General features: G+C 64.6%; 21 protein-coding genes. 14 read left to right on the top strand and 7 right to left on the bottom strand.

Annotated elements, in window-relative coordinates:
- Positions 1-64: 64 nt before the first annotated feature.
- The 10 genes from ACTYOL_RS24620 to ACTYOL_RS24665 all read left to right on the top strand — a co-directional run bounded on the left by ACTYOL_RS24620 (position 65) and on the right by ACTYOL_RS24665 (position 12,520).
- On the top strand, positions 65-2,122 hold the full coding sequence (locus ACTYOL_RS24620) for a TonB-dependent copper receptor (protein ID WP_444757238.1): 2,058 nt from the start codon (positions 65-67) through the stop codon (positions 2,120-2,122).
- 57 nt (positions 2,123-2,179) lie between these two features.
- Positions 2,180-3,547: a PepSY-associated TM helix domain-containing protein gene (locus ACTYOL_RS24625; RefSeq protein ID WP_444757239.1), complete on the top strand. Its 1,368-nt coding sequence runs from the start codon at positions 2,180-2,182 to the stop codon at positions 3,545-3,547.
- A gap of 253 nt (positions 3,548-3,800) precedes the next feature.
- Positions 3,801-5,207, top strand: coding sequence for a D-serine/D-alanine/glycine transporter (gene cycA / locus ACTYOL_RS24630; protein ID WP_444757240.1), 1,407 nt, complete (start codon positions 3,801-3,803; stop codon positions 5,205-5,207).
- A gap of 553 nt (positions 5,208-5,760) precedes the next feature.
- The gene (urtA, locus tag ACTYOL_RS24635; RefSeq protein ID WP_112899285.1) at positions 5,761-7,026 is read left to right on the top strand and encodes an urea ABC transporter substrate-binding protein; all 1,266 of its coding nucleotides are present in this window, start codon (positions 5,761-5,763) and stop codon (positions 7,024-7,026) included.
- A 139-nt stretch (positions 7,027-7,165) separates the two neighbouring features.
- Positions 7,166-8,653, top strand: a complete 1,488-nt coding sequence (gene urtB / locus ACTYOL_RS24640) for an urea ABC transporter permease subunit UrtB (protein WP_153774100.1) — start codon at positions 7,166-7,168, stop codon at positions 8,651-8,653.
- Positions 8,653-9,732 carry an urea ABC transporter permease subunit UrtC gene (gene urtC / locus ACTYOL_RS24645; protein WP_444757241.1) on the top strand — a complete coding sequence of 360 codons (1,080 nt, stop codon included), beginning with the start codon at positions 8,653-8,655 and terminating at the stop codon, positions 9,730-9,732. Before urtB ends, urtC begins: the two co-directional genes overlap by 1 nt.
- Positions 9,729-10,586 carry an urea ABC transporter ATP-binding protein UrtD gene (gene urtD / locus ACTYOL_RS24650; RefSeq protein WP_063546347.1) on the top strand — a complete coding sequence of 286 codons (858 nt, stop codon included), beginning with the start codon at positions 9,729-9,731 and terminating at the stop codon, positions 10,584-10,586. The genes urtC and urtD overlap by 4 nt, the downstream gene beginning before the upstream one ends.
- A gap of 146 nt (positions 10,587-10,732) precedes the next feature.
- A complete protein-coding gene (gene urtE / locus ACTYOL_RS24655) occupies positions 10,733-11,431 on the top strand; it encodes an urea ABC transporter ATP-binding subunit UrtE (protein WP_054894570.1) in 699 nt (232 codons plus the stop codon).
- A gap of 30 nt (positions 11,432-11,461) precedes the next feature.
- Positions 11,462-11,986 (top strand): GNAT family N-acetyltransferase, encoded by a 525-nt coding sequence (locus tag ACTYOL_RS24660; protein ID WP_444757242.1) that lies wholly within the window; start codon positions 11,462-11,464, stop codon positions 11,984-11,986.
- A 3-nt stretch (positions 11,987-11,989) separates the two neighbouring features.
- Positions 11,990-12,520, top strand: a complete 531-nt coding sequence (locus tag ACTYOL_RS24665; RefSeq protein ID WP_054894568.1) for a GNAT family N-acetyltransferase — start codon at positions 11,990-11,992, stop codon at positions 12,518-12,520.
- Between the two features lie 13 nt (positions 12,521-12,533).
- On the opposite strand, the gene ACTYOL_RS24670 is transcribed toward ACTYOL_RS24665, so the two are convergent.
- A complete protein-coding gene (locus ACTYOL_RS24670; protein WP_054894567.1) occupies positions 12,534-12,839 on the bottom strand; it encodes a chaperone modulator CbpM in 306 nt (101 codons plus the stop codon).
- 2 nt (positions 12,840-12,841) lie between these two features.
- Positions 12,842-13,795, bottom strand: a complete 954-nt coding sequence (cbpA, locus tag ACTYOL_RS24675; RefSeq protein ID WP_323452406.1) for a curved DNA-binding protein — start codon at positions 13,793-13,795, stop codon at positions 12,842-12,844.
- Between the two features lie 163 nt (positions 13,796-13,958).
- On the opposite strand from cbpA, the gene ACTYOL_RS24680 reads away from it, so the two are divergent.
- A complete protein-coding gene (locus ACTYOL_RS24680; RefSeq protein WP_444757243.1) occupies positions 13,959-15,230 on the top strand; it encodes an Hsp70 family protein in 1,272 nt (423 codons plus the stop codon).
- Between the two features lie 312 nt (positions 15,231-15,542).
- Here the strand turns inward: ACTYOL_RS24680 and ACTYOL_RS24685 are convergent, their stop codons facing one another.
- From ACTYOL_RS24685 to ACTYOL_RS24695, 3 genes are all read right to left on the bottom strand, one after another.
- Positions 15,543-16,550, bottom strand: coding sequence for an AI-2E family transporter (locus tag ACTYOL_RS24685; RefSeq protein WP_153774104.1), 1,008 nt, complete (start codon positions 16,548-16,550; stop codon positions 15,543-15,545).
- A 70-nt stretch (positions 16,551-16,620) separates the two neighbouring features.
- On the bottom strand, positions 16,621-16,914 hold the full coding sequence (locus tag ACTYOL_RS24690; RefSeq protein ID WP_054894563.1) for a PsiF family protein: 294 nt from the start codon (positions 16,912-16,914) through the stop codon (positions 16,621-16,623).
- Positions 16,915-16,976: 62 nt separating this feature from the next.
- A complete protein-coding gene (locus ACTYOL_RS24695) occupies positions 16,977-17,765 on the bottom strand; it encodes an AraC family transcriptional regulator (RefSeq protein ID WP_153774106.1) in 789 nt (262 codons plus the stop codon).
- A gap of 166 nt (positions 17,766-17,931) precedes the next feature.
- Between ACTYOL_RS24695 and ACTYOL_RS24700 the strand changes: the two genes are divergently transcribed.
- The gene (locus tag ACTYOL_RS24700; protein ID WP_197892448.1) at positions 17,932-18,825 is read left to right on the top strand and encodes a DMT family transporter; all 894 of its coding nucleotides are present in this window, start codon (positions 17,932-17,934) and stop codon (positions 18,823-18,825) included.
- Here the strand turns inward: ACTYOL_RS24700 and ACTYOL_RS24705 are convergent.
- Positions 18,806-19,696, bottom strand: a complete 891-nt coding sequence (locus ACTYOL_RS24705) for an esterase/lipase family protein (protein WP_444757244.1) — start codon at positions 19,694-19,696, stop codon at positions 18,806-18,808. The genes ACTYOL_RS24700 and ACTYOL_RS24705 overlap by 20 nt on opposite strands.
- A gap of 135 nt (positions 19,697-19,831) precedes the next feature.
- On the opposite strand from ACTYOL_RS24705, the gene osmE reads away from it, so the two are divergent.
- A complete protein-coding gene (gene osmE, locus ACTYOL_RS24710; protein WP_054925771.1) occupies positions 19,832-20,173 on the top strand; it encodes an osmotically-inducible lipoprotein OsmE in 342 nt (113 codons plus the stop codon).
- A 42-nt stretch (positions 20,174-20,215) separates the two neighbouring features.
- On the top strand, positions 20,216-20,746 hold the full coding sequence (locus ACTYOL_RS24715; protein ID WP_065861630.1) for a ferritin-like domain-containing protein: 531 nt from the start codon (positions 20,216-20,218) through the stop codon (positions 20,744-20,746).
- A gap of 65 nt (positions 20,747-20,811) precedes the next feature.
- Here ACTYOL_RS24715 and ACTYOL_RS24720 read toward each other — a convergent pair whose 3' ends face one another.
- Positions 20,812-21,993: an epoxide hydrolase family protein gene (locus ACTYOL_RS24720; RefSeq protein ID WP_054894558.1), complete on the bottom strand. Its 1,182-nt coding sequence runs from the start codon at positions 21,991-21,993 to the stop codon at positions 20,812-20,814.
- Positions 21,994-22,029: the final 36 nt, after the last annotated feature.

Genomic DNA, 22,029 nt, shown 5'->3' on the forward strand with positions numbered 1-22,029 from the left:
CCCCGTTTCACGCCCGAGGCCAGGAGGCTTCGCGCTTACTCATGACTGATCGACTGGAATCATTATGTCCGGCTGCACCCCTGTTTCTGCCCTGTCCCGCCATGGGACCCTCGCCATGCTCTGCGGCTCGCTGCTGAGCCCGCTGGCGCTCGCCGTCGAGCCTGGCCACGAAGGCCATGACGCCCCGGAGCTGAGCCCGACGGTGATCACCGCCATCGCGCCCAGCTCGCCGCTGACCGTGGTCACCAACCCCAAGGACCCCCGTCAACCGGTGCCAGCCAGCGACGGCGCCGACTACCTCAAGACCATCCCCGGCTTCTCCGCCATCCGCTCCGGCGGCACCAACGGCGACCCGGTGCTGCGCGGCATGTTCGGCTCGCGCCTGAACATCCTCACCAACGGCGGCGTGATGCTAGGCGCCTGCCCCAACCGCATGGACGCCCCGACCTCGTATATCTCGCCGGAAACCTACGACCGCCTGACCGTGATCAAAGGCCCGCAAAGCGTGATCTGGGGCCCCGGCGGCTCGGCCGGCACCATCCTCTTCGAGCGCGAGCCGGAGAAATTCGGCACCCTCGGCAGCCGGGTCAACGCCAGCCTGCTCGCCGGCTCCAACGGCCGCTTCGACAAGGTGCTCGACGCCGCCGCCGGCAACAGCCAGGCCTATGCTCGCTTCGTCGGCAACCAGTCGCGCTCGGACGACTACAAGGACGGCAACGGCGATACCGTGCCTTCGCGCTGGGACAAATGGAACGGCGACGTGACCCTCGGCTGGACCCCGGATACCGACACCCTGCTCGAACTCACCGCCGGCAAGGGCGATGGCGAAGCGCGCTACGCCGGACGCGGCATGGACGGCTCGCAGTTCAAGCGCGAAAGCCTGGGTCTGCGCTTTGAAAAGTCCAACCTCGGCGAGGTGCTCGACAAGGTCGAGGCGCAGGTCTACTACAACTATGCCGACCACGTGATGGACAGCTACAGCCTGCGCACGCCCTCGGGCAGCGGCATGATGGGCATGCCCATGGTCAGCAACGTCGATCGGCGCACCCTCGGCGCACGTATCAAGGCGACCTGGCGCTGGGCCGACGTACAGTTGATCAGCGGCATCGACGCGCAGACCAACGAACACCGCAAACGCGGCGGCATGGGCGTCGACGCGCACAAGGGCCAGCCCTGGACCAAGGACGCCGACTTCCATAACTACGGCGCGTTCAGCGAGCTGACCTGGTACGCCACCGGCGAAGATCGCCTGATCAGCGGCGCGCGCCTGGACCGCGCCTCGGCCCGCGACTTCCGCCAGGCCAGTGCTACCCATGGCGATACCCGCGCCGATACCCTGCCCAGCGGCTTCATCCGCTACGAGCATGACCTGGCGGCGATTTCCGCTACCAGCTACATCGGCTTGGGCCACGCCCAGCGCTTCCCCGACTACTGGGAGCTGTTCTCGCCAACCAACGGCCCGCGGGGCTCGGTCAACGCCTTCGACAGCATCAAGCCGGAGAAGACCACCCAGCTCGACTTCGGCATCCAGTACCAGGACGAACGCCTGCAAGCCTGGGCCTCCGGCTACGTCGGACAGATCCGCGACTACATCCTGTTCGACTACCGCAGCATGATGGGCATGAGCAGCACCCAGGCGCAGAACATCGACGCCCGCATCATGGGCGGCGAGCTGGGTGCGGCGTACAAGCTCGACGAAAACTGGAAAGCCGACGCGACGCTGGCCTACGCCTGGGGCAAGAACAGCAGCGACGGCAAGGCCCTGCCGCAGATGCCTCCGCTGGAAAGCCGCCTGGGCCTGACCTACAGCCGCGATGCCTGGAGCGTCGGTGCGCTGTGGCGTCTGGTCGCGGCGCAGAACCGCATCGCCCAGAACCAGGGCAACGTGGTGGGCAAGGATTACGAGAAGAGCGGCGGTTTCGGCGTGTTCTCGCTCAACGGTGCCTACAAGGTCAACAACAACCTCAAGCTCAGCGCGGGCGTCGACAACCTGTTCGACAAGGCCTACGCCGAGCACTTGAACCTGGCCGGGAACGCCGGGTTCGGCTACCCGGCGGCAGACCCGCAGCCGGTCAACGAGCCGGGCAGGACCTTCTGGACCAAGGTCGATTTCAGCTTCTGACAATAACAACCGGGGCGCGGGCCTGACCGCGCCCCACCTGGTCGAACGGGAGGCTCCATGAGCAAACCAAAGCAATCCTTCTACAACCTGGCCTGGCGCTGGCATTTCTATGCCGGGCTGTTCGTCGCGCCCTTCATGATCCTGCTGGCGATCACCGGGATCATCTACCTGTTCAAGCCGCAGCTCGACCCGTGGATGTACCGCGACCTGATGGTGGTCGAGGCCGGCCCGCAGCGCCAGAGCGCCGACACGCTGCTGGCCCAGGTGCGCCAGGCTTATCCACAGGGCCATGTCGGCCAGTACCTGCCACCGCTGAACGCCGAGCGCAGCGCGCAGTTCGTGGTGCATGACGGCGGCCGCGAACTGAACGTGTTCGTCGACCCGTACAACGCCAAGGTTCTGGGCGCGCAGGACGGCAAGCAGAACCTGCAGGCCATCGCCCGCGCCCTGCATGGCGAGCTGATGGTCGGCACTGTCGGCGATCGGCTGGTGGAGCTCGCCGCAGGCTGGGGCATCGTGCTGGTGGTGTCCGGGCTTTATCTGTGGTGGCCACGTGGCCGCAACAGCCGTGGCGTACTGTGGCCACGCCTGTCGGCACGCGGGCGCGTGCTCTGGCGCGACCTGCATGCGGTCAGCGGCTTCTGGGGTTCGGCACTGCTGTTGCTGATGCTGCTCAGCGGCATGACCTGGACCGGGCTGTGGGGCAAGCAGTACGCCGACCTGTGGAACCGTTTCCCGGCGGCGATGTGGAACGACGTACCGAAATCCGACCAGCAGGCCGGCGCGCTGAACAGCGCCCATCGCCAGACCGTGCCCTGGGCCCTGGAGAACACGCCGATGCCGGTGTCCGGCGCGCATGCCGAGCACATGGGCCATCACGACATGCACAGCGCACCGGCCGCGCCGCAGATCACCCTGCAGCAGGTCGAGGATCTGGCCAACGCCCGCGGCGTGGCGCCGGGCTACAGCATCACCTCGCCGAGCACCGCTGAAGGCGTGTTCACCATTGCGGTGTTCGCCGATGATCCGCGTAACGACGCCACCCTGCATGTCGACCAGTACACCGGCAAGGTCCTCGCCGACGTGCGCTGGCACGACTACAGCCCGGTAGCCCGCGCCACCGAGCTTGGGGTGATGCTGCACGAGGGCAAGATGTTTGGGCCGCTCAACCAGATCGTCATCCTGCTGGTGTGCCTGATGATCCTGCTGGGCTCGGTGAGCGGGTTGGTGATGTGGTGGAAGCGCCGCCCGTCCGGTGGGCTTGGCGTACCGCCGCTGCGGCATGACCTGCCGCGCTGGAAGACAGCGGTGACGGTGATGCTGGTGCTGGGTGTCGTGTTCCCGCTGGTGGGCGTGTCGATGGTAGTGATGTGGGTGGTCGACAGCCTGGTGGTGCGGCGCGGGCGGGTCGCGGTTCAGGCTTGAATCGCGTCGGCCTTTTCGCGGGCAAGTCGGGGCGCCGAACCGCCGCTCCCACGGTACGGCGCAGACTCGGGTTCAGCGCTGTACCGTGGGAGCCGGCTTGCCCGCGAAAAGGCCAACCCTTGACTGCGGTCAGTCAAAAATCCCACTGCACCGCCAAGATCGTGGCGATCTGTCACGCCCGCACCTTTGCAGTGCGTGTTAGCCTAACCGGCTTTCGCTCACAAGAAGACTGACCCTCAATGGAATGCAGCCTATGACCCGGACCTCATCCCCCCAGGCAGATGACCAGCATCTGCAGCGCAACCTGACCAACCGCCACATCCAGCTCATCGCCATCGGTGGCGCCATCGGCACCGGCCTGTTCATGGGCTCGGGCAAGACCATCAGCCTCGCCGGCCCGTCGATCATCTTCGTCTACATGATCATCGGCTTCATGCTGTTCTTCGTCATGCGTGCCATGGGCGAGCTGTTGCTGTCGAACCTCAACTACAAGTCGTTCATCGATTTCTCCGCCGACCTGCTCGGCCCCTGGGCCGGCTACTTCACTGGCTGGACCTACTGGTTCTGCTGGGTCGTCACCGGCATCGCCGACGTGGTGGCGATCGCAGCCTATACACAGTTCTGGTTCCCCGACCTGCCGCAGTGGATACCGGCGCTGACCTGCGTGGCGGTGCTGCTGTCGCTGAACCTGGTCACGGTGAAACTGTTCGGCGAGATGGAGTTCTGGTTCGCCCTGATCAAGATCGTCGCCATCCTCGGCCTGGTCGCCACCGGCCTGTACATGGTCATCACCGGCTTCCAGTCGCCGAGCGGCCACACGGCCAGCGTGGCCAACCTGTGGAATGACGGCGGCATGTTCCCCAATGGCCTGTTCGGCTTCTTCGCCGGTTTCCAGATCGCGGTATTCGCCTTCGTCGGCATCGAGCTGGTAGGCACCACCGCCGCCGAAGCGAAGAACCCCGAGCGCACTCTGCCACGGGCGATCAACTCGATCCCGATCCGCATCATCGTGTTCTATGTGCTGGCGTTGATCGCGATCATGGCGGTTACACCATGGCGCGACGTGGTCCCGGGCAAGAGCCCGTTCGTCGAACTGTTCGTGCTGGCCGGCCTGCCGGCAGCGGCAAGCATCATCAACTTCGTGGTGCTGACCTCGGCCGCTTCGTCGGCCAACAGCGGCGTGTTCTCCACCAGCCGCATGCTCTACGGCCTGGCCCAGGAAGGCGATGCACCGAAGGCCTTCGAAAAGCTCTCGCGGCGCGCCGTGCCGGCCAACGGCCTGTACTTCTCCTGCCTGTGCCTGCTGCTCGGCGCGGTGCTGATCTACCTGGTGCCGAACGTGATCGAAGCCTTCACCCTGGTGACCACGGTGTCGGCGGTGCTGTTCATGTTCGTCTGGACGCTGATCCTGCTGTCGTACCTGAGCTACCGCAAGCAGCGCGCTGCGCTGCACGAGAAGTCGATCTACAAGATGCCTGGCGGGCGCTTCATGTGCTACGTGTGCCTGGTGTTCTTCGCCGGCATCCTGGTGCTGCTGAGCCTGGAGGCCGACACCCGGTCGGCGCTGGTGGTGACGCCGATCTGGTTCCTGATCCTGGCGGTCACTTACCAGTTCGTGCGCAGCAAGCGCCAGCCGCGGGCGGTGGTGCGCGACCACTGATCTGCACAGGGCTGCTGTGCAGCCCTTCGCGGGTAAACCCGCTCCCACAGGGACCGCGCAGTACTGAAGACCTGCGCAATACCTGTGGGAGCGCAATCTTCTTGAGCATGGTGCATCTCCTTGCAGCTCTCTCTTTATGACGCTCCGAGCCCATACGCCAATATGGGTGGACGGAGCCGTGCGGGTTGGCGTTGCCGGTCAGAAGGTCCGGTGAGCCCGAAGGCTCCCACACACGGCTCCGCCCATAACGGGTGCAACCATGCAGGGCACAACTATCGCGTATGCGATGTGCCCGGTTCTGACAGCGGGACGCCAATCCCGACCCGCAGAATCTACTGCGGTGCCGAACGGTACTCAAGTACCGCTTATGTGTCAAAACTGTTCACCGCCCTGGCCCCAATCCTGTGCAGGCCAGCCGCGCAAGCACCAACCTGGCCCTCATCCAAGCCCCGCATCGAAGCACAACCCTTCTAATCCGTAGCCTCGCGCACCACGGCACAGCCTTTGCAATCTCCCTTCTGCCAACACCACAACAACTCAGCGGAGAGAGCACATGAAGCGACGCAGTCTGATCAAGGCCTTCACCCTCAGCGCATCGATTGCGGCGATGGGCCTGAGCTGGAGCATCCAGGCGGCCGAGACCATCAAGGTCGGCATCCTGCATTCGCTGTCCGGGACCATGGCCATTTCCGAAACGTCGCTCAAGGACATGGCGCTGATGACCATCGACGAAATCAACGCCAAGGGCGGGGTCAATGGCAAGCTGCTCGAACCGGTGGTGGTCGACCCGGCCTCGAACTGGCCGCTGTTCGCCGAGAAGAGCCGCCAACTGCTGACCCAGGACAAGGTCGCGGTGGTGTTCGGCTGCTGGACCTCGGTGTCGCGCAAGTCGGTGCTGCCGGTGTTCGAGGAGCTCAACGGGCTGCTGTTCTACCCGGTGCAATATGAAGGCGAGGAGATGTCGCCGAACGTGTTCTATACCGGCGCTGCGCCCAACCAGCAGGCGATCCCGGCGGTGGAATACCTGATGAGCGAAGACGGCGGTGGTGCCAAGCGCTTCTTCCTGCTGGGCACCGACTACGTCTACCCGCGCACCACCAACAAGATCCTGCGCGCCTTCCTGCACAGCAAGGGCGTGGCCGACAAGGACATCGAAGAGGTCTACACGCCGTTCGGCCACAGCGACTACCAGACCATCGTCGCCAACATCAAGAAGTTCTCCGCGGGCGGCAAGACGGCGGTGATCTCCACCGTCAATGGCGACTCCAATGTGCCCTTCTACAAAGAGCTGGCCAATCAGGGCCTGAAAGCCACCGACGTGCCGGTGGTGGCCTTCTCGGTGGGTGAGGAGGAGCTGCGTGGCATCGACACCAAGCCGCTGGTCGGCCACTTGGCGGCGTGGAACTACTTCGAGTCGGTGGAAAACCCGGTCAACCAGAAGTTCGTCGCCGACTGGAAAGCCTACGCCAAGGCCAAGGGCCTGCCGGGTGCCGACAAGGCGGTGACCAACGACCCGATGGAGGCCACCTACGTGGGTATCCACATGTGGGCGCAGGCGGTCGAGAAAGCCAAGTCCACCGATGTCGACAAAGTGCGTGAGGCCTTGGCCGGGCAGAGCTTCCAGGCGCCGTCCGGCTTCACCCTGACCATGGACAAGACCAACCACCACCTGCACAAGCCGGTGATGATCGGCGAGATCCAGGAAGACGGGCAGTTCAGTGTGGTCTGGCAGACCGAGCAGCCGCTGCGTGCGCAGCCGTGGAGCCCGTTCATTCCGGGTAACGACAAGCGGCCTGACTATGCGGTGAAGGGCAACTGATTGCACGGGGGCCGCGTTGCGGCCCATTCGCGGGCAAGCCCGCTCCCACAGGTACGGTGCAAGGTCTGGAACCCGCGCGGTCCCTGTGGGAGCGGGTTCACCCGCGAAGAATCCACCGCCGATTTCCAGGATTACCCGCATGCTCAGACTCCTGCTCTCCCTCCTGCTGCTCCTGCCTCTGGCCACCCACGCCAGCGAGGGCGAATTCTTCCTCGGCGCCAAGCCCGCCGAACAGGCCAGCCTGCTCGAAGGCTGGGCCGCACAACCCGAACCGGCGCGCCTGGCGCTGCTGGAAAACCTGCGCGAAGGGCGTATTGCCGAAGACGACACGCGCAAGGTGCGCCTGAACAATCGTCTGCGCGGCCTGATCGACAACGCCCTGGCCAGCCATCAGCTGCTCAGCGCCGACAGCAACCTGCGTCTGGCCGCAGCACGGCAACTACAAAAGAGCGCGCAACCGGCGCAGATGGCGCTGCTCGATCGCGCCTTCGCCAGTGAGCCGGACGCCGCCGTGCACGCCGCCCTGGGCCTGGCCTTGGCCAACCTGCAGCTGGGCGCCAGCGAACCTCGGGTACGCCTGGCCGCAGTGCGCCTGCTCGGGGAAACCGGCGACCCGCTGGCACGTACCCGTCTGGAAGTTCTGTTGCAGCCTGGCGCTGAACCCGACGCCGGGGTGCGCACCGCCGCCGAGACCAGCCTGGCCCAGGTCCAACGCAAGCTGCTGTTCGGTGAGATCCTCGGCCAGGCGTTCAGCGGCCTGTCGCTGGGTTCGATCCTGCTGCTGGCGGCCTTGGGCCTGGCGATCACCTTCGGCCTGCTCGGGGTGATCAACATGGCCCACGGCGAAATGCTGATGCTCGGCGCCTACAGCACCTACCTGGTGCAGGTGCTGCTGCAGCGCTACGCCCCCGGCGCCATCGAGTTCTACCCGCTGATCGCCCTGCCGGTGGCCTTCGCCGTCAGTGCTGGGGTCGGCATGGCGCTGGAACGCACCGTCATCCGCCATCTCTACGGCCGCCCCCTGGAAACCCTGCTGGCGACCTGGGGCATCAGCCTGATCCTGATCCAGGCGGTGCGCCTGCTGTTCGGCGCGCAAAACGTCGAGGTGAGCAACCCGGCGTGGTTGTCTGGCGGCATCCAGGTGCTGCCCAACCTGGTGCTGCCTTACAACCGCCTGGTGATCATCGGCTTCGCCCTGGCGGTGGTTCTGCTCACCTGGCTGCTGCTCAACCGCACACGGTTGGGGCTGAACGTGCGCGCGGTCACGCAGAACCGCAACATGGCGGCCTGCTGCGGTGTGTCCACCGGGCGCGTCGACATGCTCGCCTTCGGCCTGGGCTCGGGCATCGCCGGGCTGGGTGGGGTCGCCCTGAGCCAGGTCGGCAACGTCGGCCCTGACCTGGGCCAGAGCTACATCATCGACTCCTTCCTGGTGGTGGTGCTCGGCGGCGTCGGGCAACTGGCCGGCAGCCTCTGGGCGGCCTTCGGGCTGGGCATCGCCAACAAGCTGCTGGAACCGCAGATCGGTGCGGTACTCGGCAAGATCCTCATCCTTGCGCTGATCATTCTGTTCATCCAGAAACGCCCGCAAGGCCTGTTCGCCCTCAAGGGACGGGTAATCGACTGATGAACCAGCCACTGCTTGTCACTGCCACGCAAAAGGTCGGGCCACGCCTGTCACTGGCCATCGGCGCCATCGTCATCCTGGTGCTGCTGGCCCTGCCACTGCTGTCGCTGCTGCCGGACGGCCATGCGCTGCAGGTCTCGGCCTACACCCTGACCTTGGTCGGCAAGATCCTTTGCTACGCCATCGTCGCCCTGGCCCTGGACCTGGTCTGGGGCTATGCCGGGCTGCTGTCGCTGGGCCACGGCCTGTTCTTCGCCCTGGGCGGCTATGCCATGGGCATGTACCTGATGCGCCAGGCGGCCGGCGACGGCTTGCCGGGCTTCATGACCTTCCTGTCGTGGAGCGAGCTGCCCTGGTACTGGGCCGGTACCCAGCACTTCGCCTGGGCGCTGTGCCTGGCGGTACTGACGCCGGGGATGCTGGCACTGGTGTTCGGCTGGTTCGCCTTCCGTTCGCGGATCAAGGGGGTGTACTTCTCGATCATGACCCAGGCCCTGACGTTTGCCGGGATGCTGCTGTTCTTTCGCAACGAAACCGGGTTCGGCGGCAACAACGGCTTCACCAGCTTCCGCACCATCCTGGGCTTCGAGATCACCGCACCGGGCACCCGCGCGGTGCTGTTCCTGCTCACGGTCATCCTGCTGCTGGGCAGCCTGTACCTGTGCTGGTGGCTGACGCGCAGCAAGTTCGGGCGCCTGCTCACCGCGCTGCGCGATGCCGAGAACCGCCTGATGTTCTGCGGTTACGATCCGCGCGGCTTCAAGCTGCTGGTATGGGTGCTCAGCGCCGTGCTGTGCGGCCTGGCCGGGGCGCTGTACGTGCCGCAGGTGGGCATCATCAACCCCAGCGAGATGTCGCCGACCAATTCCATCGAAGCCGCTGTCTGGGTTGCCCTGGGCGGTCGCGGCACGCTGATAGGCCCGCTGCTTGGCGCAGGCCTGGTCAATGGCATGAAGAGCTGGTTCACCGTGGCCTTCCCGGAGTTCTGGCTGTTCTTCCTCGGCGCACTGTTCATCCTGGTCACCCTGTACCTGCCCAAGGGCGTGGTCGGGCTGCTGAAGAAAAGGAGCCAGCCATGAGAGGCATCCCTGCGGTTCATCCGGAATTCATGCTGGAGCCGGTCTTCGATCAGGTGGGCACCGGCCGCGACGCCATCGGCCTGGGCCAGCCGCGCAAGGCCGGGCTCGACACCCGCCATGGCACGGTACTGAGCCTTGAAGACATCAGCGTCAGCTTCGACGGATTCAAGGCGCTCAACGCGCTCAACCTGTACATCGGCGTTGGCGAACTGCGTTGCATCATCGGCCCCAACGGCGCCGGCAAGACCACGATGATGGACGTGATCACCGGCAAGACCCGCCCCGACACCGGCAGTGCGTTCTTTGGCGATACCCTGGATCTGACCCGCATGAGCGAGTACCAGATCGCCCAGGCGGGCATTGGCCGCAAATTCCAGAAGCCCACGGTGTTCGAGGCGCTGAGCGTGCATGAAAACCTCGAGTTGGCGCTCAAGACCGACAAGTCGGTCTGGGCCAGCCTGGCGGCGCGCTTGAGCGGCGAGCAGCGTGAACGAATAGAGCACGTACTGACGACCGTGCGCCTGAACAGCCTGGCCTCGCGCCAGGCCGGGCTGTTGTCACACGGCCAGAAGCAGTTCCTGGAGATCGCCATGCTGCTGGTGCAGGAGCCGCAGTTGCTGCTGCTCGACGAGCCGGTGGCGGGCATGACCGACGCCGAGACCGAGTTCACCGCCGAGCTGTTCAAGGGCCTGGCGGGCACGCATTCGCTGATGGTGGTGGAGCACGACATGGGCTTCGTGGGCAGCATTGCCGACCATGTGACGGTGCTGCACCAGGGCTCGGTGCTGGCCGAGGGGTCGCTGGCACAGGTGCAGGCGGACGAGCGGGTGGTCGAGGTTTATCTGGGCCGCTAGATCAGGAAACCTGCACTGACCTCTTCGCGGGGAAACCCGCTCCCACAGGTACGGTGCAATGTCTCGGAAACTGCGCCGCCCCTGTGGGAGCGGGTTTACCCGCGAAAGGGCCGGTACAGGCAAAGCAGAATTGACAGGAACCCAACATGCTCAAGATCGACACCCTGCACCAGTACTACGGCGGCAGCCACATCCTCCGAGGCCTGTCGTTCGAAGCCAGGATCGGCGAAGTCACCTGCCTGCTGGGCCGCAACGGCGTGGGCAAGACCACCCTGCTGCGCTGCCTGATGGGCCTGGTGCCAGCCCGCGAAGGCAGCATCGAGTGGGAGGGCAAGCCGATCACTGCGCTCAAGCCCCAGCAACGGGTGCATGCCGGTATCGCCTACGTGCCCCAAGGCCGCGAGATATTCCCGCGCTTGACCGTGGAGGAAAACCTGCTGATGGGCCTGTCGCGCTTCAGCGCCCGCGAGGCGCGGGAGGTGCCGGCATTCATCTATGAGCTGTTCCCGGTGCTCGAGCAGATGAAGCAGCGCCGTGGCGGCGACCTCTCCGGCGGCCAGCAGCAACAGCTGGCGATCGGTCGCGCCCTGGCCAGCCGCCCGCGCCTGCTGATCCTCGACGAACCTACCGAAGGCATCCAGCCGTCGGTGATCAAGGAAATCGGCGCGGTCATCCGCAGCCTCGCCCAGCGCGGCGACATGGCCATCCTGCTGGTCGAGCAGTTCTACGATTTTGCCGAAGAGCTGGCCGACCAGTACCTGGTCATGGCCCGCGGTGAAATCGTCCAGCGCGGCCGCGGCGAAAACATGCAGGCCGAAGGTGTGCGCGGGCTGGTAACCATTTAATCTGCAACATCGACTTTGCGAGACACTGCCATGAGCTACCAGATCCGTGATGCCCTACCCGACGACGTGGCGGGCATCCTCGACATCTACAACGACGCCGTGCGCAACACCACGGCGATCTGGAACGAAACCCCGGTCGACCTGGCCAACCGCCAGGCCTGGTTCGCCGCCCGCGCCGAGCGGGGTTACCCGATCCTGGTCGCGGCCGACGCAAACGGCGTACTGGGCTACGCCTCGTTCGGCGACTGGCGGCCGTTCGAGGGTTTCCGCCTCACGGTCGAACACTCGGTGTACATCCGCAGCGACCAGCGCGGCAAGGGCCTGGGTCCGCTGCTGATGCAGGCGCTGGTCGAGCGCGCCCGGCAGTGCGGCAAGCACATGATGGTCGCGGCCATCGAGAGCGGCAACGCGGCCTCGATCCGTCTGCACGAGCGGCTGGGTTTCATTACGACCGGGCAAATGGCCCAGGTCGGGGTGAAGTTCGGTCGCTGGCTCGACCTGACGTTCATGCAACTGGCGTTGGACGACAACCGCGACCCCCCTCGAAAGGACTGATTCATGAACGCCGCACAGCTACAGCGCGTCACCCACGAGAGCCTGACCTACTACCGCGACAGCCTCGTGGCGCTGTTGCTCGATGCGGTACGCAATGGGGCTTCGGTGGGGTTTCTGGCGGACATCGACGAGGCCCAGGCGCTTGCGTATTTCGCTGAAGTTCGCAGCCGGCTTGTCAGCGGTGAGCAGTTGCTCTGGGTGATCGCCCAGGGGCAGGAGGTGCTGGCCAGCGTGCAGTTGGGGCTGTGCCTGAAACCCAACGGCCTGAACCGCGCCGAGGTGCAGAAGCTGCTGGTGCACAGCCGTGCCCGACGGCGTGGGCTGGGGCAACAGTTGATAGCGGCGCTGGAGGCCGATGCCCGACGTCTGAAACGCGGGATGCTGTACCTGGACACCGAGGCAGGGTCGGGTGCCGAGGGGTTCTACCAGGCACTGGGGTATGACAAGGCCGGGGAGATCCCGGACTATGCCTGCGGCCCGGACGGTGTGTATCGGGCGACGGCGCTGTACTACAAGGTGCTGGCTGGCGCTTGAGAACACCGCAGTTCTACATCTGGGTGAATCGCCCCAAACGCTGCCTCAACATGCTGTTCTCACTGCGCAACTGCTGCACTTCCTGCAGCAACTCCAGCGCCAGCGCCACCCCTTCCCACTCCAGTTCCAACTCCTGGTGCAGCTTTGCCGCACGCTTGGCCAGCAGCGGCGCCTGATCGTCGAATAACCAGTCCTCCGGGGTGCGCCCGGTGGGTTCGACAATGCCGTGCTCGACGATTTCGATCACGCAGTCGGCCGTGACATCGGCCTCCTGACACAAGGTTCGCATGTCCAGTTGAACGATCAGGGTGCTGCTCATGGTCACTTACTCCATTGTGTCCTCGGGTTGAACGCGGCCTTCTCGGAGAGTTTGGTCCAGAGTTCGCGAGTGGTCGCATCGGAGGTGCTCGGCATGACCACCTTGAGCTGGGCGTAGAGATCGCCACGCTCGCCCTGCTTGTTCGCAAGGCCCATGCCCTTGACCCGCAGGCGCTGGCCGCTCTGGCTGTCGGGGCGGATGGTCAGGTTGATCTTGCCGGTCAGGGTCGGTACCGCCACCTTGGTGCCCAGCGCTGCCTCCCAGGGAGCCAGCGGCACGGTGATGATCAGGTCGTGGCCTTCGACATCGAACAGCGGGTGCGGCGCCATGCGGATGGTCAGGAACAGGTCGCCGTTGGCACCACCGCCGACACCCGGAGCGCCCTGGCCCTTGAGGCGAATGCGCTCGCCGTCGGTCACTCCGGCCGGGATCTTCACGTTCAGCGTCTTGGTGGTGAAACCGGTGCGCTGCCCGGCAGCGTTGGTCTGCGGCACCTGGAAGCTGATCTGCTTGGAGTCCTTGCTCAGGGTCTCTTCGAGAAACACCGCCAGTTCCAGTTCCACGTCCTGCCCTCGCCTGCCGGCACTGCGCTGCTGGCCGCGTGCGCCGCCAAAGGGATTGCCGCCACGGGCACCGAAGATCGAGCTGAAGAAGTCGGAGAAGTCACCGCTCTCGAAGCCGCCGCCACCGCCGCGACTTTCCCAGCCTGGCGGCGCCTGGAACGGCCGACCATGCTGGCCGCCGTACTTGCGGATCTCGTCGAATTCAGCGCGTTTCTGCGCATCGCCCAGCACTTCGTAGGCCTCGTTGGCCTCTTTGAATTTCTCCTCGGCGTCACGCTCCTTGCTGACGTCGGGGTGATACTTGCGCGCCAGCTTGCGGTACGCGGCCTTGATCGCCTTCTCGTCCGCGCTGGGCTCGACGCCGAGTATCTTGTAATAGTCTTTGAAGTCCATCTAAGGATCACCAGTAGGAATTTTCGTGTTGCATCTGAAGATTGGGGTCAAGCATAGCCTTTCAAGGTTCGCTTGGGTTTGTCATATGGCAGACGATCGGTCTTGATTCTGTCGGCCACTGGCATAAACTGCGCGGCCGTTTGGCCTCCGGAAGCCCCTCCCCATGTCTGACCTATCCCCGGCTCGCGCCCTTGGCATCGACTTCGGCACCTCCAACTCCACGGTGGGTTGGCACCGCACTGGCGTCGAATCGCTGATCGCCCTGGAAGAGGGCAAGATCACCCTGCCGTCGGTGGTGTTCTTCAACATCGAGGAGCGACGCCCGGTGTATGGCCGTCTGGCCCTGCACGAGTACCTGGAAGGCTACGAAGGCCGCCTGATGCGCTCGCTCAAGAGCCTGCTGGGCTCCAAGCTGATCAAGCATGACACCAGCGTGCTCGGCAGCGCGCTGCCATTCAAGGACCTGCTGGGCATGTTCATCGGCGAACTGAAGAAGCGCGCCGAGGCCAATGCCGGGCGCAGCTTCGACCAGGTCGTGCTGGGCCGCCCGGTGTTCTTCGTCGACGAGGACCCGGCGGCCGACCAGGAGGCCGAGGATACCCTCGCCGAAGTCGCACGCAAGATCGGCTTCAAGGACGTGTCGTTCCAGTACGAACCGATCGCCGCAGCCTTCGACTACGAGTCGGGCATCAGTCGCGAAGAGCTGGTGCTCATCGTCGATATCGGCGGTGGTACTTCGGACTTTACCCTGATCCGCCTGTCGCCCGAACGGCACCTGGTCGATGAGCGCCAGGATGACATCCTCGCCACCGGCGGCGTGCACATCGGCGGTACCGACTTCGACAAGCAACTGAGCCTGCAAGGCGTGATGCCGCTGTTCGGCTATGGCAGCCGCATGAAGAGCGGCGCGCTGATGCCGACCAGCTACCACCTGAACCTGGCGACCTGGCACACCATCAACGCCCTGTACTCGCAGAAGTCGCAACTGGCCCTGGGCAGCATGCGCTACGACATCGAGGATGCGCTGGGCATCGACCGCCTGTTCAACCTGATCGAACAGCGCGCCGGACACTGGCTGGCGATGGAAGTGGAGGCCAGCAAGATCGAGCTGACCGACCAGGTCAGCCGGCGCATCGACCTGGGCCGGGTCGAGCCGGGCCTGGCGGCGGACCTGACCCGCGGCCTGTTCGAGGACGCCATCGACGGCCTGTTGCAGCGGGTCCGTGGCAGTGTCAGCGAGCTGCTGGCCAAGGCCGGGGTCAGTGAAGCGCAGGTGGATACAGTGTTCTTCACCGGGGGCTCGAGCGGCATTCCGGCGCTGCGCAACAGCGTTGCGGCGATGCTGCCCAATGCGCGGCATGTGGAAGGCAATATCTTTGGCAGCATTGGCAGCGGTCTGGCCATTGAGGCGCGCAAGCGGTACGGGACAATCTGATCCTTTGCCTGTACTGGCCTCTTCGCGGGTAAACCCGCTCCCACAGGATTATCTATGCCTTGAAGGCAGCGGTGAACCTGTGAATCCCACAGGATTACCTATGCCTTGAAGGCAGCAGTGAACCTGTGGCCCCCACAGGATTACCTATGCGTTGAAGGCAGCGGTGGACCTGTGGCTCCCACTGGTTACCTATGCTTTGAAGGCAGCGGTGGACCTGTGCCTCCCACAGGATTACCTATGCCTTGAAGGCAGCGGTGGACCTGTGGGAGCGGGTTTACCCGCGAAGAGGCCGGTACACGTTCAAGCACCCCCTCAGACCAGCTCCATCCGCCTGAGCTCACTCTTCAGGTAGGCATAGTAGATCGGCCCCGCCACCACCCCCGGCAAGCCGAACGCCGCTTCGAACACCAGCATCGCCAGCAACAGCTCCCACGACTTGGCACTGATCTGCCCACCGACGATCCGCGCGTTGAGGAAATACTCGACCTTGTGGATGACGATCAGGTAGCCCAGCGCCGCCGCCGCAACCCAGATCGACAGCGACAGCCCGACGATGGTGATCAGGGTGTTGGACATCAGGTTGCCGATCACTGGCAGCAGCCCGAGCAGGAAGGTCAGTACGATCAGGGTCTTGGTCAGCGGCAGGTGCACGTCGAACAGCGGCAGCACCACGGCGAGGAAGATGCCGGTGAACGCGGTGTTGAGCAGCGAGATCTTGATCTGCGCAAAGACGATGTTGCGAAACGCCTGCACCAGCAGACTCAGGCGCTCGAACAGCGCGGCGGCCAGCGGCTTGCGTCGGGACAGGTCGGGCAGCCGCTGCAAGGCGATGATGGCGCCGAGGATCATGCCGATCAGCAGGGTCACGAACATGTGTGCCATGCCCTTGCCCACCAGTTGCAGGTCGCTCAGGTGGCTGCGGATCCAGTCGCCGATGGCCACCTTGAACTCTGCCGCGCTGGCCGGCAGGTAACCCTCGATGAACGGCGGCAGCTGCCCCCGGGCGCGCTCCACCAGGCCCATGAACTTGTCCAGCGAAGCGCCGGGGTTTTCGGCTTCGTGCAGCAGGAAGCTGAAAGCGCCGGCGATCAACAGCGTCAGCGTGCTCACCACCAGGGTGCCGAGCAGCGCCACCGCCAGCCAGCGCGCCCGTTGTCCGGCGATCAGTGGCTGCAAGCGTGGGGTGAGCATGTTCACCAGCTCGAACACCAGCAGGCCCGCGAGCAGGCTCGGCAGCAGCTTGAGGGGCAACGCAAGAAGCAGGCCGGCAACGACGATGATGCAGCTGGCCAGGGTGATCTGGCGGGGAGTGAAAGTCATACAGCCTCGGCGGCAGACAGCGGAAAGACCCGCAGTCTGCCAGCCTTCAGGCGCAAGGCATAGGCGCAGGTCACTTCTTCTTCAGGCATTCGCTCATGAATGCCTTGCGCTCGTCGCCCTTGAGCGCCGTGGCCTTCGGGTCGGCGTTACAGGCCTTCATGCGCTCCTGCGGCGTGGTCGGCTTGGCAGGCTCGGCTTTTTTCAGGCAGTTGCTCATGAACGCCTTGCGCTCGTCGCCCTTGAGGGCCTGAGTGGTGGCGTCGGCGTTACAGGTCTTCATCTTTTCCTGTTGCGGCGTAGCGGCGAATCCTTGCCCGGCGATCGACATCCCCAGTACCAGCAATGACACATGCAGCATCTTCATGGAGTGGTCTCCTTGTCCCGCGCAGGATGCACGGTCGTCGAGCTGAGTGTAGACAACAATTCCTACATCCCTGATCGCACGCGGCGCCGGTATTGCTCAGGCGTGCACCGAGCCTGGCGCTGGAACATGGCGATGAACGCCGAGGCACTGCTGTAGCCCAGGTCGAAGGCGATGCTCTGGATCGGCGTGCCGCTTTCCAGCGCTTCGATGGCGCGCAGAAAGCGCAGGCGCAAGCGCCACTCGCCAAAGCTCATGCCCAGCTCGCGGATGAACTGGCGGGCCAGGGTACGCTCGCTGACATGCGCCTGCGCGGCCCAGTCACCGAGCGGTCGGTTATCGCCGGGCTCGGCGTGCAGGGCCTCGAGCACCTGACGCAGGCCGTCGCTGCGGGCGAAAGGCAGGTAGCAGGTTTGCGTGGGTGCCAGCCGCAGTTGGTCGAGCAGCACCTGGACCAGGCGCTGGTCCCGTTCGTCCTGGGCGATCTTGAGGTCGCGACGGGCAAAGTCGCCGAGGATCGCCTTGAGGATGTCGCTTATCGCCAGGCTGCAAGGCTGGGCCGGCAGATCGACGCATAGGCTGCGGTCGAGGTAGACCGAGCGGAAGACGACGGCCTGCGGGTTGTAGCAACCGTGCTCATGATCAGGAGGAACCCAGACCGCGTGGTTTGGCGGCGAGATGAAACGCTGGCCGTCGACATCCAGGTGCATGACGCCATGGGCGGCATAGTTGAGTTGGCCCCACGGATGAAAGTGCGGGGCGCTGACCGTATCGGCGCCGAACTCGTCGTAGCGAAAGTACACCGGGGCCGGGAGTTCGGGGAAACGGGGATGGTCGAGGTATTTGGCGGACATGCTGTCTGCTTCACGGGGCGAGTTGTCTGGATGGGAGTATAGCCTTGTGGACAGACAGAGGATAATGGCGGGCATCTGCGGTGTTCTTTTCGCGGGCAAGTCGGAGCGCCGAACCGCCCCACAAAAGCATCACACCGAAACAGCAATTCCCACGAGTCAAAGCCTCATGAACTACAGCTTCCCCGTCCTGGCGATTCTTATCTGGGCCGGCAACACCGTCGTCACCAAGATGTCCGCCGGGGCGATCTTTCCCGCCGAGATCGGCTTCTACCGCTGGCTGCTCGCAGGCCTGCTGTTCACCCCCTTCCTGCTGCCGCAGGTGTGGCGCAATCGCACAGCGATCCGCCCGCTCTTGGGCAAGCTGTTCGTCCTGGGGGTACTGGGCATGGTCATGTACCAGAGCATGGCGTACTTCGCCGCCGGCATCACCAGCGCCACCAACATGGGCATCATCCTTTCGCTGATGCCACTGATGTCGCTGGCCCTGTCGATCGCCTGGCTCGGCCAGCGCCTGACCTACGGCGCCTCCCTCGGCGCTCTGGTGTCGTTCTTCGGCGTGCTGGAGGTGGTGTCCGCCGGCAATCCCGGCGCGCTGCTGCACCAAGGGTTCAATGGCGGTGACCTGCTGATGCTGGTCGCCACCTTCGCGTATGCGCTGTACAGCGTGCTGTTGAAGAAATGGCAATTGCGCCTGCCACAGATGCAACTGCTGTATCTGCAGATCTGGATGGCGATCCTGGTACTGCTGCCGATGTACCTGCTGTCGGAGAAGACCGGGCTGACCGCGAACAACATCGGCCTGGTGCTGTATGCCTGTGTGCTGGCGTCGATGATCGCGCCGCAGTTCTGGATGCAGGCCGTGCACAGGCTCGGGCCGGCCCGCACGACCCTGTTCTTCAATCTGTTGCCGGTGGTGACTGCCGTGATCGCTGCTGGCGTCCTGAACGAACAGTTGGCCAGCTATCACTTGTATGGCGGCCTGCTGACACTGGCCGGGGTCATCCTCGCCGAACGCTGGACCACTCCCGTGCGCCGCGCGCTTACAGCCCGGCAGCCTTGAGCCGGGCAGCGTGCGCGGTGAACAGGCGCACCGGGTGGGCGCCCTTGCCCACGGCACCGAACTGCTGGTTGACGATGTCCAGGTGATCGAGCGGGTAATCGTCGCCGATCACCTGGCCGAGGTGCGAGCTGTAACGCCCGACCATGCCATCGCATTGGCCTTTTTCCCGAATGAAACTGCGGGCGAACAGCCGACAGAAGCGGTTGCTGCCATCGAAGCGATTCCAGCCTTTGTCGGTGCGTCCAGGCTGCAGGATGCCGGACCAGGAGTAGTAGCGCACGCCGTTGACCTCGGCAGCACCCTCGCCACCCCAGTGCTGCGGCAAGCCCTGTGGATAAGCCTGGTTGAACAGCGCCACGCCCGAACAGGTCAGCGACTGGTGCGAGGCGTGCACATCGATCGGCAACGGATCACGGCGCCAGCCGGTTTCCAGCCACACCAGCAGCAGCGCCAGGCCATGAAGTGCAGCCTTGAGCAGGCGCCCCCGTGGCGAATCGCCGGGGGCGCTGCGTTCAAGATGATCGGCCAGTTCCGAGCCGTGGTTGGGACCGGCAACAGAGGTGACCGACGCCACTCGCCCAGGCCTGCGCGCTGCGGCATAACGCGCGCTCAAAGCGCCCTGGCTGTGGCCGATGAGGTTGACCTTGTCTGCCCCGGTGCGCTGGCAGATGTCTTCGATGATCACCAGTAACTGCTCGCCACGCACCTCGCTGGAATGCAGCGGCGAGACCTGCACCGCGAACACCTGTGCCCCACCCCGGCGCAACGCCGGCACGATGCCAAACCAGTAGGGGTAGAGCAGCAAGCGCACGAAACCGAGCATGCCCGGCACCAGCACCAGTGGGTAGCGTGTGGCCAGTTCGTTTGTCATCTGCCGTTCCTCTCCCTGAACCCTGCCCTTCTCAGGGTAGTCGCCGCTTCGCCTGATGAATCGAACTCTTGACGCGCCGTGCGGTTCCAACCTTGACAGCCACCCGCAACGGACCTTTCTGCAAGGAGCGGAACCATGAACAAAGCGATCCTGGCCATTCTTGTCGCAAGCACGACCCTCGCCGCCTGCGGCAGCCGTCCGGAAAACCCGGCGGACTACGTCACCTATCGCGACGAGCCGCTGGTCAAGCAGGTCGAGCACGGCATGACCACGCAAAAGGTCATCGCCATCGGCGGCAGCCCATCGAACATGAGCGACCTGCCCAACGGCGGGATCTGCAACGACTACATCCTCTACAAGGATGGCAAGCAGCAGCCCTACTACGTGCGCTTCGACGCCAGCGGGCATGTCGACGCCAAGGGATTCAAGACCTGCAAACAGCGAGAAGAGGACCGCAAGGCCTTACCCGGCCAGTAAGCCCTCCCGCCCACTTACCCCCTGATCTGTATGGAGAGAATCATGAGCAACGTTGAACTGACCGATATCAACACTTTGCGCCAGCGCGCACGCCAGCATGTAGAGCAAGGCGCCGTCACCGAAGGCTACAACGCCGACCGCGAGACCATCATCCGCCTGCTCAACGAGTCGCTGGCCACCGAGCTGGTCTGCACCCTGCGCTACAAGCGCCACTACTTCATGGCCAGCGGTATCAAGGCCAGCGTCGCTGCCGAGGAGTTCCTCGAGCACGCGAACCAGGAGTCCGAACACGCCGACAAGCTGGCCGAGCGTATCGTCCAGCTGGGCGGCGAGCCGGACTTCAACCCGGACAACCTGAGCAAGAACTCCCACGCGCAGTACGTGGCCGGCAGCAATCTCAAGGAGATGGTGCTCGAAGACCTGGTTGCCGAGCGTATCGCCATCGACAGCTACCGCGAGATCATCCAGTACATCGGTGACAAGGACCCGACCACCCGTCGCATCTTCGAAGACATCCTGGCCCAGGAAGAAGAGCACGCAGACGATATGTCCGACCTGCTGCAAGGGCTGTAGGAGCGGGCTTGCCCGCGAAGAGGCCGTCGCGGTGCCCGGCACCGCGACAAGCCCGCTCACCCCTCTCAGCGGAACCGCGCAAAGGCCCGCCACATCTCCCGGGCAAAGATCTGCGGCTGCTCGAACGCCGCGAAGTGCCCGCCGTGCTCGGCTTCATTCCAGTAGAACAGTTCAGCGTAGGCCTGCTCGGCCCACTTGCGCGGCGGCTGGAAGGTCTCGGCGGGAAACACCGTGGCCCCCATCGGCAACTGGATGCGCTCTGAAGACGCACGCACCGCCGAGAAGAAACTGCGGTCGCGAATGGTGCTGCCCACACCCTCCCAGTACAAGCGGGCGCTGGACGTACCGGTGCCGGTGAACCAGTACAGCGAGATGTCGTCGAGCATCTGGTCGCGGCTCAGGGCATCTTCCGGGCGCCCCTTGTTATCGGTCCATTCCCAAAATTTCTCGTACATCCACATGGCCAGCGCCAGCGGCGAGTCGTTCAGTGCATAGCCGATGGTCTGCGGCCGGGTGTTCATCTGGTCGGCATAGCCGGACATCTGGTCCAGGTAATGATCCACGTCACTCAGCGCCCGCAGCTCGGCCTCGGTGGGATGCTCTGGGGCGTGCTCGGGCACCACCAGCAACAGGTTCACATGGGCGGCGAGCAAGCCCGCCGGCTGCTGACTGGCCAGTGCGTGGGTGATTGCCGACCCCCAATCACCGCCTTGGGCGACCCAGCGCGGGTACCCGAGCCTCTCGGTCATCAGCACGGCCCAGGCACGGGCAATCCGCTGTGGATTCCAGCCCTGCTCGGTGGGCTTTTCCGAGAAGCCATAGCCGGGAATCGACGGCACCACGACGTGGAAGGCGTCTTCGGCACGGCCGCCGAAGCGGGTCGGGTCGGTAAGGCGCTCGATGACGTCGAGAAACTCCACCACCGAACCCGGCCAGCCATGGGTGAGCAGGATCGGCATCGCCTGGGGATGCGGCGAGCGCGCATGGATGAAGTGAACAGCGACGCCGTCTATCTGTGTGTGGAACTGCTCGAAGCGGTTGATGCGAGCCTCGAACTGGCGCCAGTCGTAGTGGTTGAGCCAATGGTCGATCAAGCCCTTGGCAGCCTCCAGGGGCACGCCCTGGGACCAGTCGGCGACCAGTTCCGGGTCGGGCCAGCGGATGGCGCGCAGGCGCTGGTGCAGATCGTCGATTGCAGCCTGCGGGATATCGACCTTGAATGGCTCGAGGGTGGAAAGCGTGGACATGTTCAACTCCGGATGAAAACGAACCTGTAGCGGTCA

Source organism: Pseudomonas sp. A014 (assembly GCF_052378495.1).
GTDB classification, from domain to species: domain Bacteria; phylum Pseudomonadota; class Gammaproteobacteria; order Pseudomonadales; family Pseudomonadaceae; genus Aquipseudomonas; species Aquipseudomonas machongensis.

Coding starts and splice junctions, on each gene's coding strand:
- ACTYOL_RS24665 (WP_054894568.1), top strand. CDS start 11,990: ATGAACGCCGCACAGCTACAGCGCGTCACCCACGAGAGCCTGACCTAC.
- ACTYOL_RS24715 (WP_065861630.1), top strand. CDS start 20,216: ATGAGCAACGTTGAACTGACCGATATCAACACTTTGCGCCAGCGCGCA.
- ACTYOL_RS24680 (WP_444757243.1), top strand. CDS start 13,959: ATGTCTGACCTATCCCCGGCTCGCGCCCTTGGCATCGACTTCGGCACC.
- ACTYOL_RS24690 (WP_054894563.1), bottom strand. CDS start 16,914: ATGAAGATGCTGCATGTGTCATTGCTGGTACTGGGGATGTCGATCGCC.
- ACTYOL_RS24670 (WP_054894567.1), bottom strand. CDS start 12,839: ATGAGCAGCACCCTGATCGTTCAACTGGACATGCGAACCTTGTGTCAG.
- urtB (WP_153774100.1), top strand. CDS start 7,166: ATGCTCAGACTCCTGCTCTCCCTCCTGCTGCTCCTGCCTCTGGCCACC.
- ACTYOL_RS24685 (WP_153774104.1), bottom strand. CDS start 16,550: ATGACTTTCACTCCCCGCCAGATCACCCTGGCCAGCTGCATCATCGTC.
- urtD (WP_063546347.1), top strand. CDS start 9,729: ATGAGAGGCATCCCTGCGGTTCATCCGGAATTCATGCTGGAGCCGGTC.
- cycA (WP_444757240.1), top strand. CDS start 3,801: ATGACCCGGACCTCATCCCCCCAGGCAGATGACCAGCATCTGCAGCGC.
- cbpA (WP_323452406.1), bottom strand. CDS start 13,795: ATGGACTTCAAAGACTATTACAAGATACTCGGCGTCGAGCCCAGCGCG.
- urtA (WP_112899285.1), top strand. CDS start 5,761: ATGAAGCGACGCAGTCTGATCAAGGCCTTCACCCTCAGCGCATCGATT.
- ACTYOL_RS24660 (WP_444757242.1), top strand. CDS start 11,462: ATGAGCTACCAGATCCGTGATGCCCTACCCGACGACGTGGCGGGCATC.
- ACTYOL_RS24695 (WP_153774106.1), bottom strand. CDS start 17,765: ATGTCCGCCAAATACCTCGACCATCCCCGTTTCCCCGAACTCCCGGCC.
- ACTYOL_RS24620 (WP_444757238.1), top strand. CDS start 65: ATGTCCGGCTGCACCCCTGTTTCTGCCCTGTCCCGCCATGGGACCCTC.
- osmE (WP_054925771.1), top strand. CDS start 19,832: ATGAACAAAGCGATCCTGGCCATTCTTGTCGCAAGCACGACCCTCGCC.
- ACTYOL_RS24625 (WP_444757239.1), top strand. CDS start 2,180: ATGAGCAAACCAAAGCAATCCTTCTACAACCTGGCCTGGCGCTGGCAT.
- ACTYOL_RS24720 (WP_054894558.1), bottom strand. CDS start 21,993: ATGTCCACGCTTTCCACCCTCGAGCCATTCAAGGTCGATATCCCGCAG.
- urtE (WP_054894570.1), top strand. CDS start 10,733: ATGCTCAAGATCGACACCCTGCACCAGTACTACGGCGGCAGCCACATC.
- ACTYOL_RS24700 (WP_197892448.1), top strand. CDS start 17,932: ATGAACTACAGCTTCCCCGTCCTGGCGATTCTTATCTGGGCCGGCAAC.
- ACTYOL_RS24705 (WP_444757244.1), bottom strand. CDS start 19,696: ATGACAAACGAACTGGCCACACGCTACCCACTGGTGCTGGTGCCGGGC.
- urtC (WP_444757241.1), top strand. CDS start 8,653: ATGAACCAGCCACTGCTTGTCACTGCCACGCAAAAGGTCGGGCCACGC.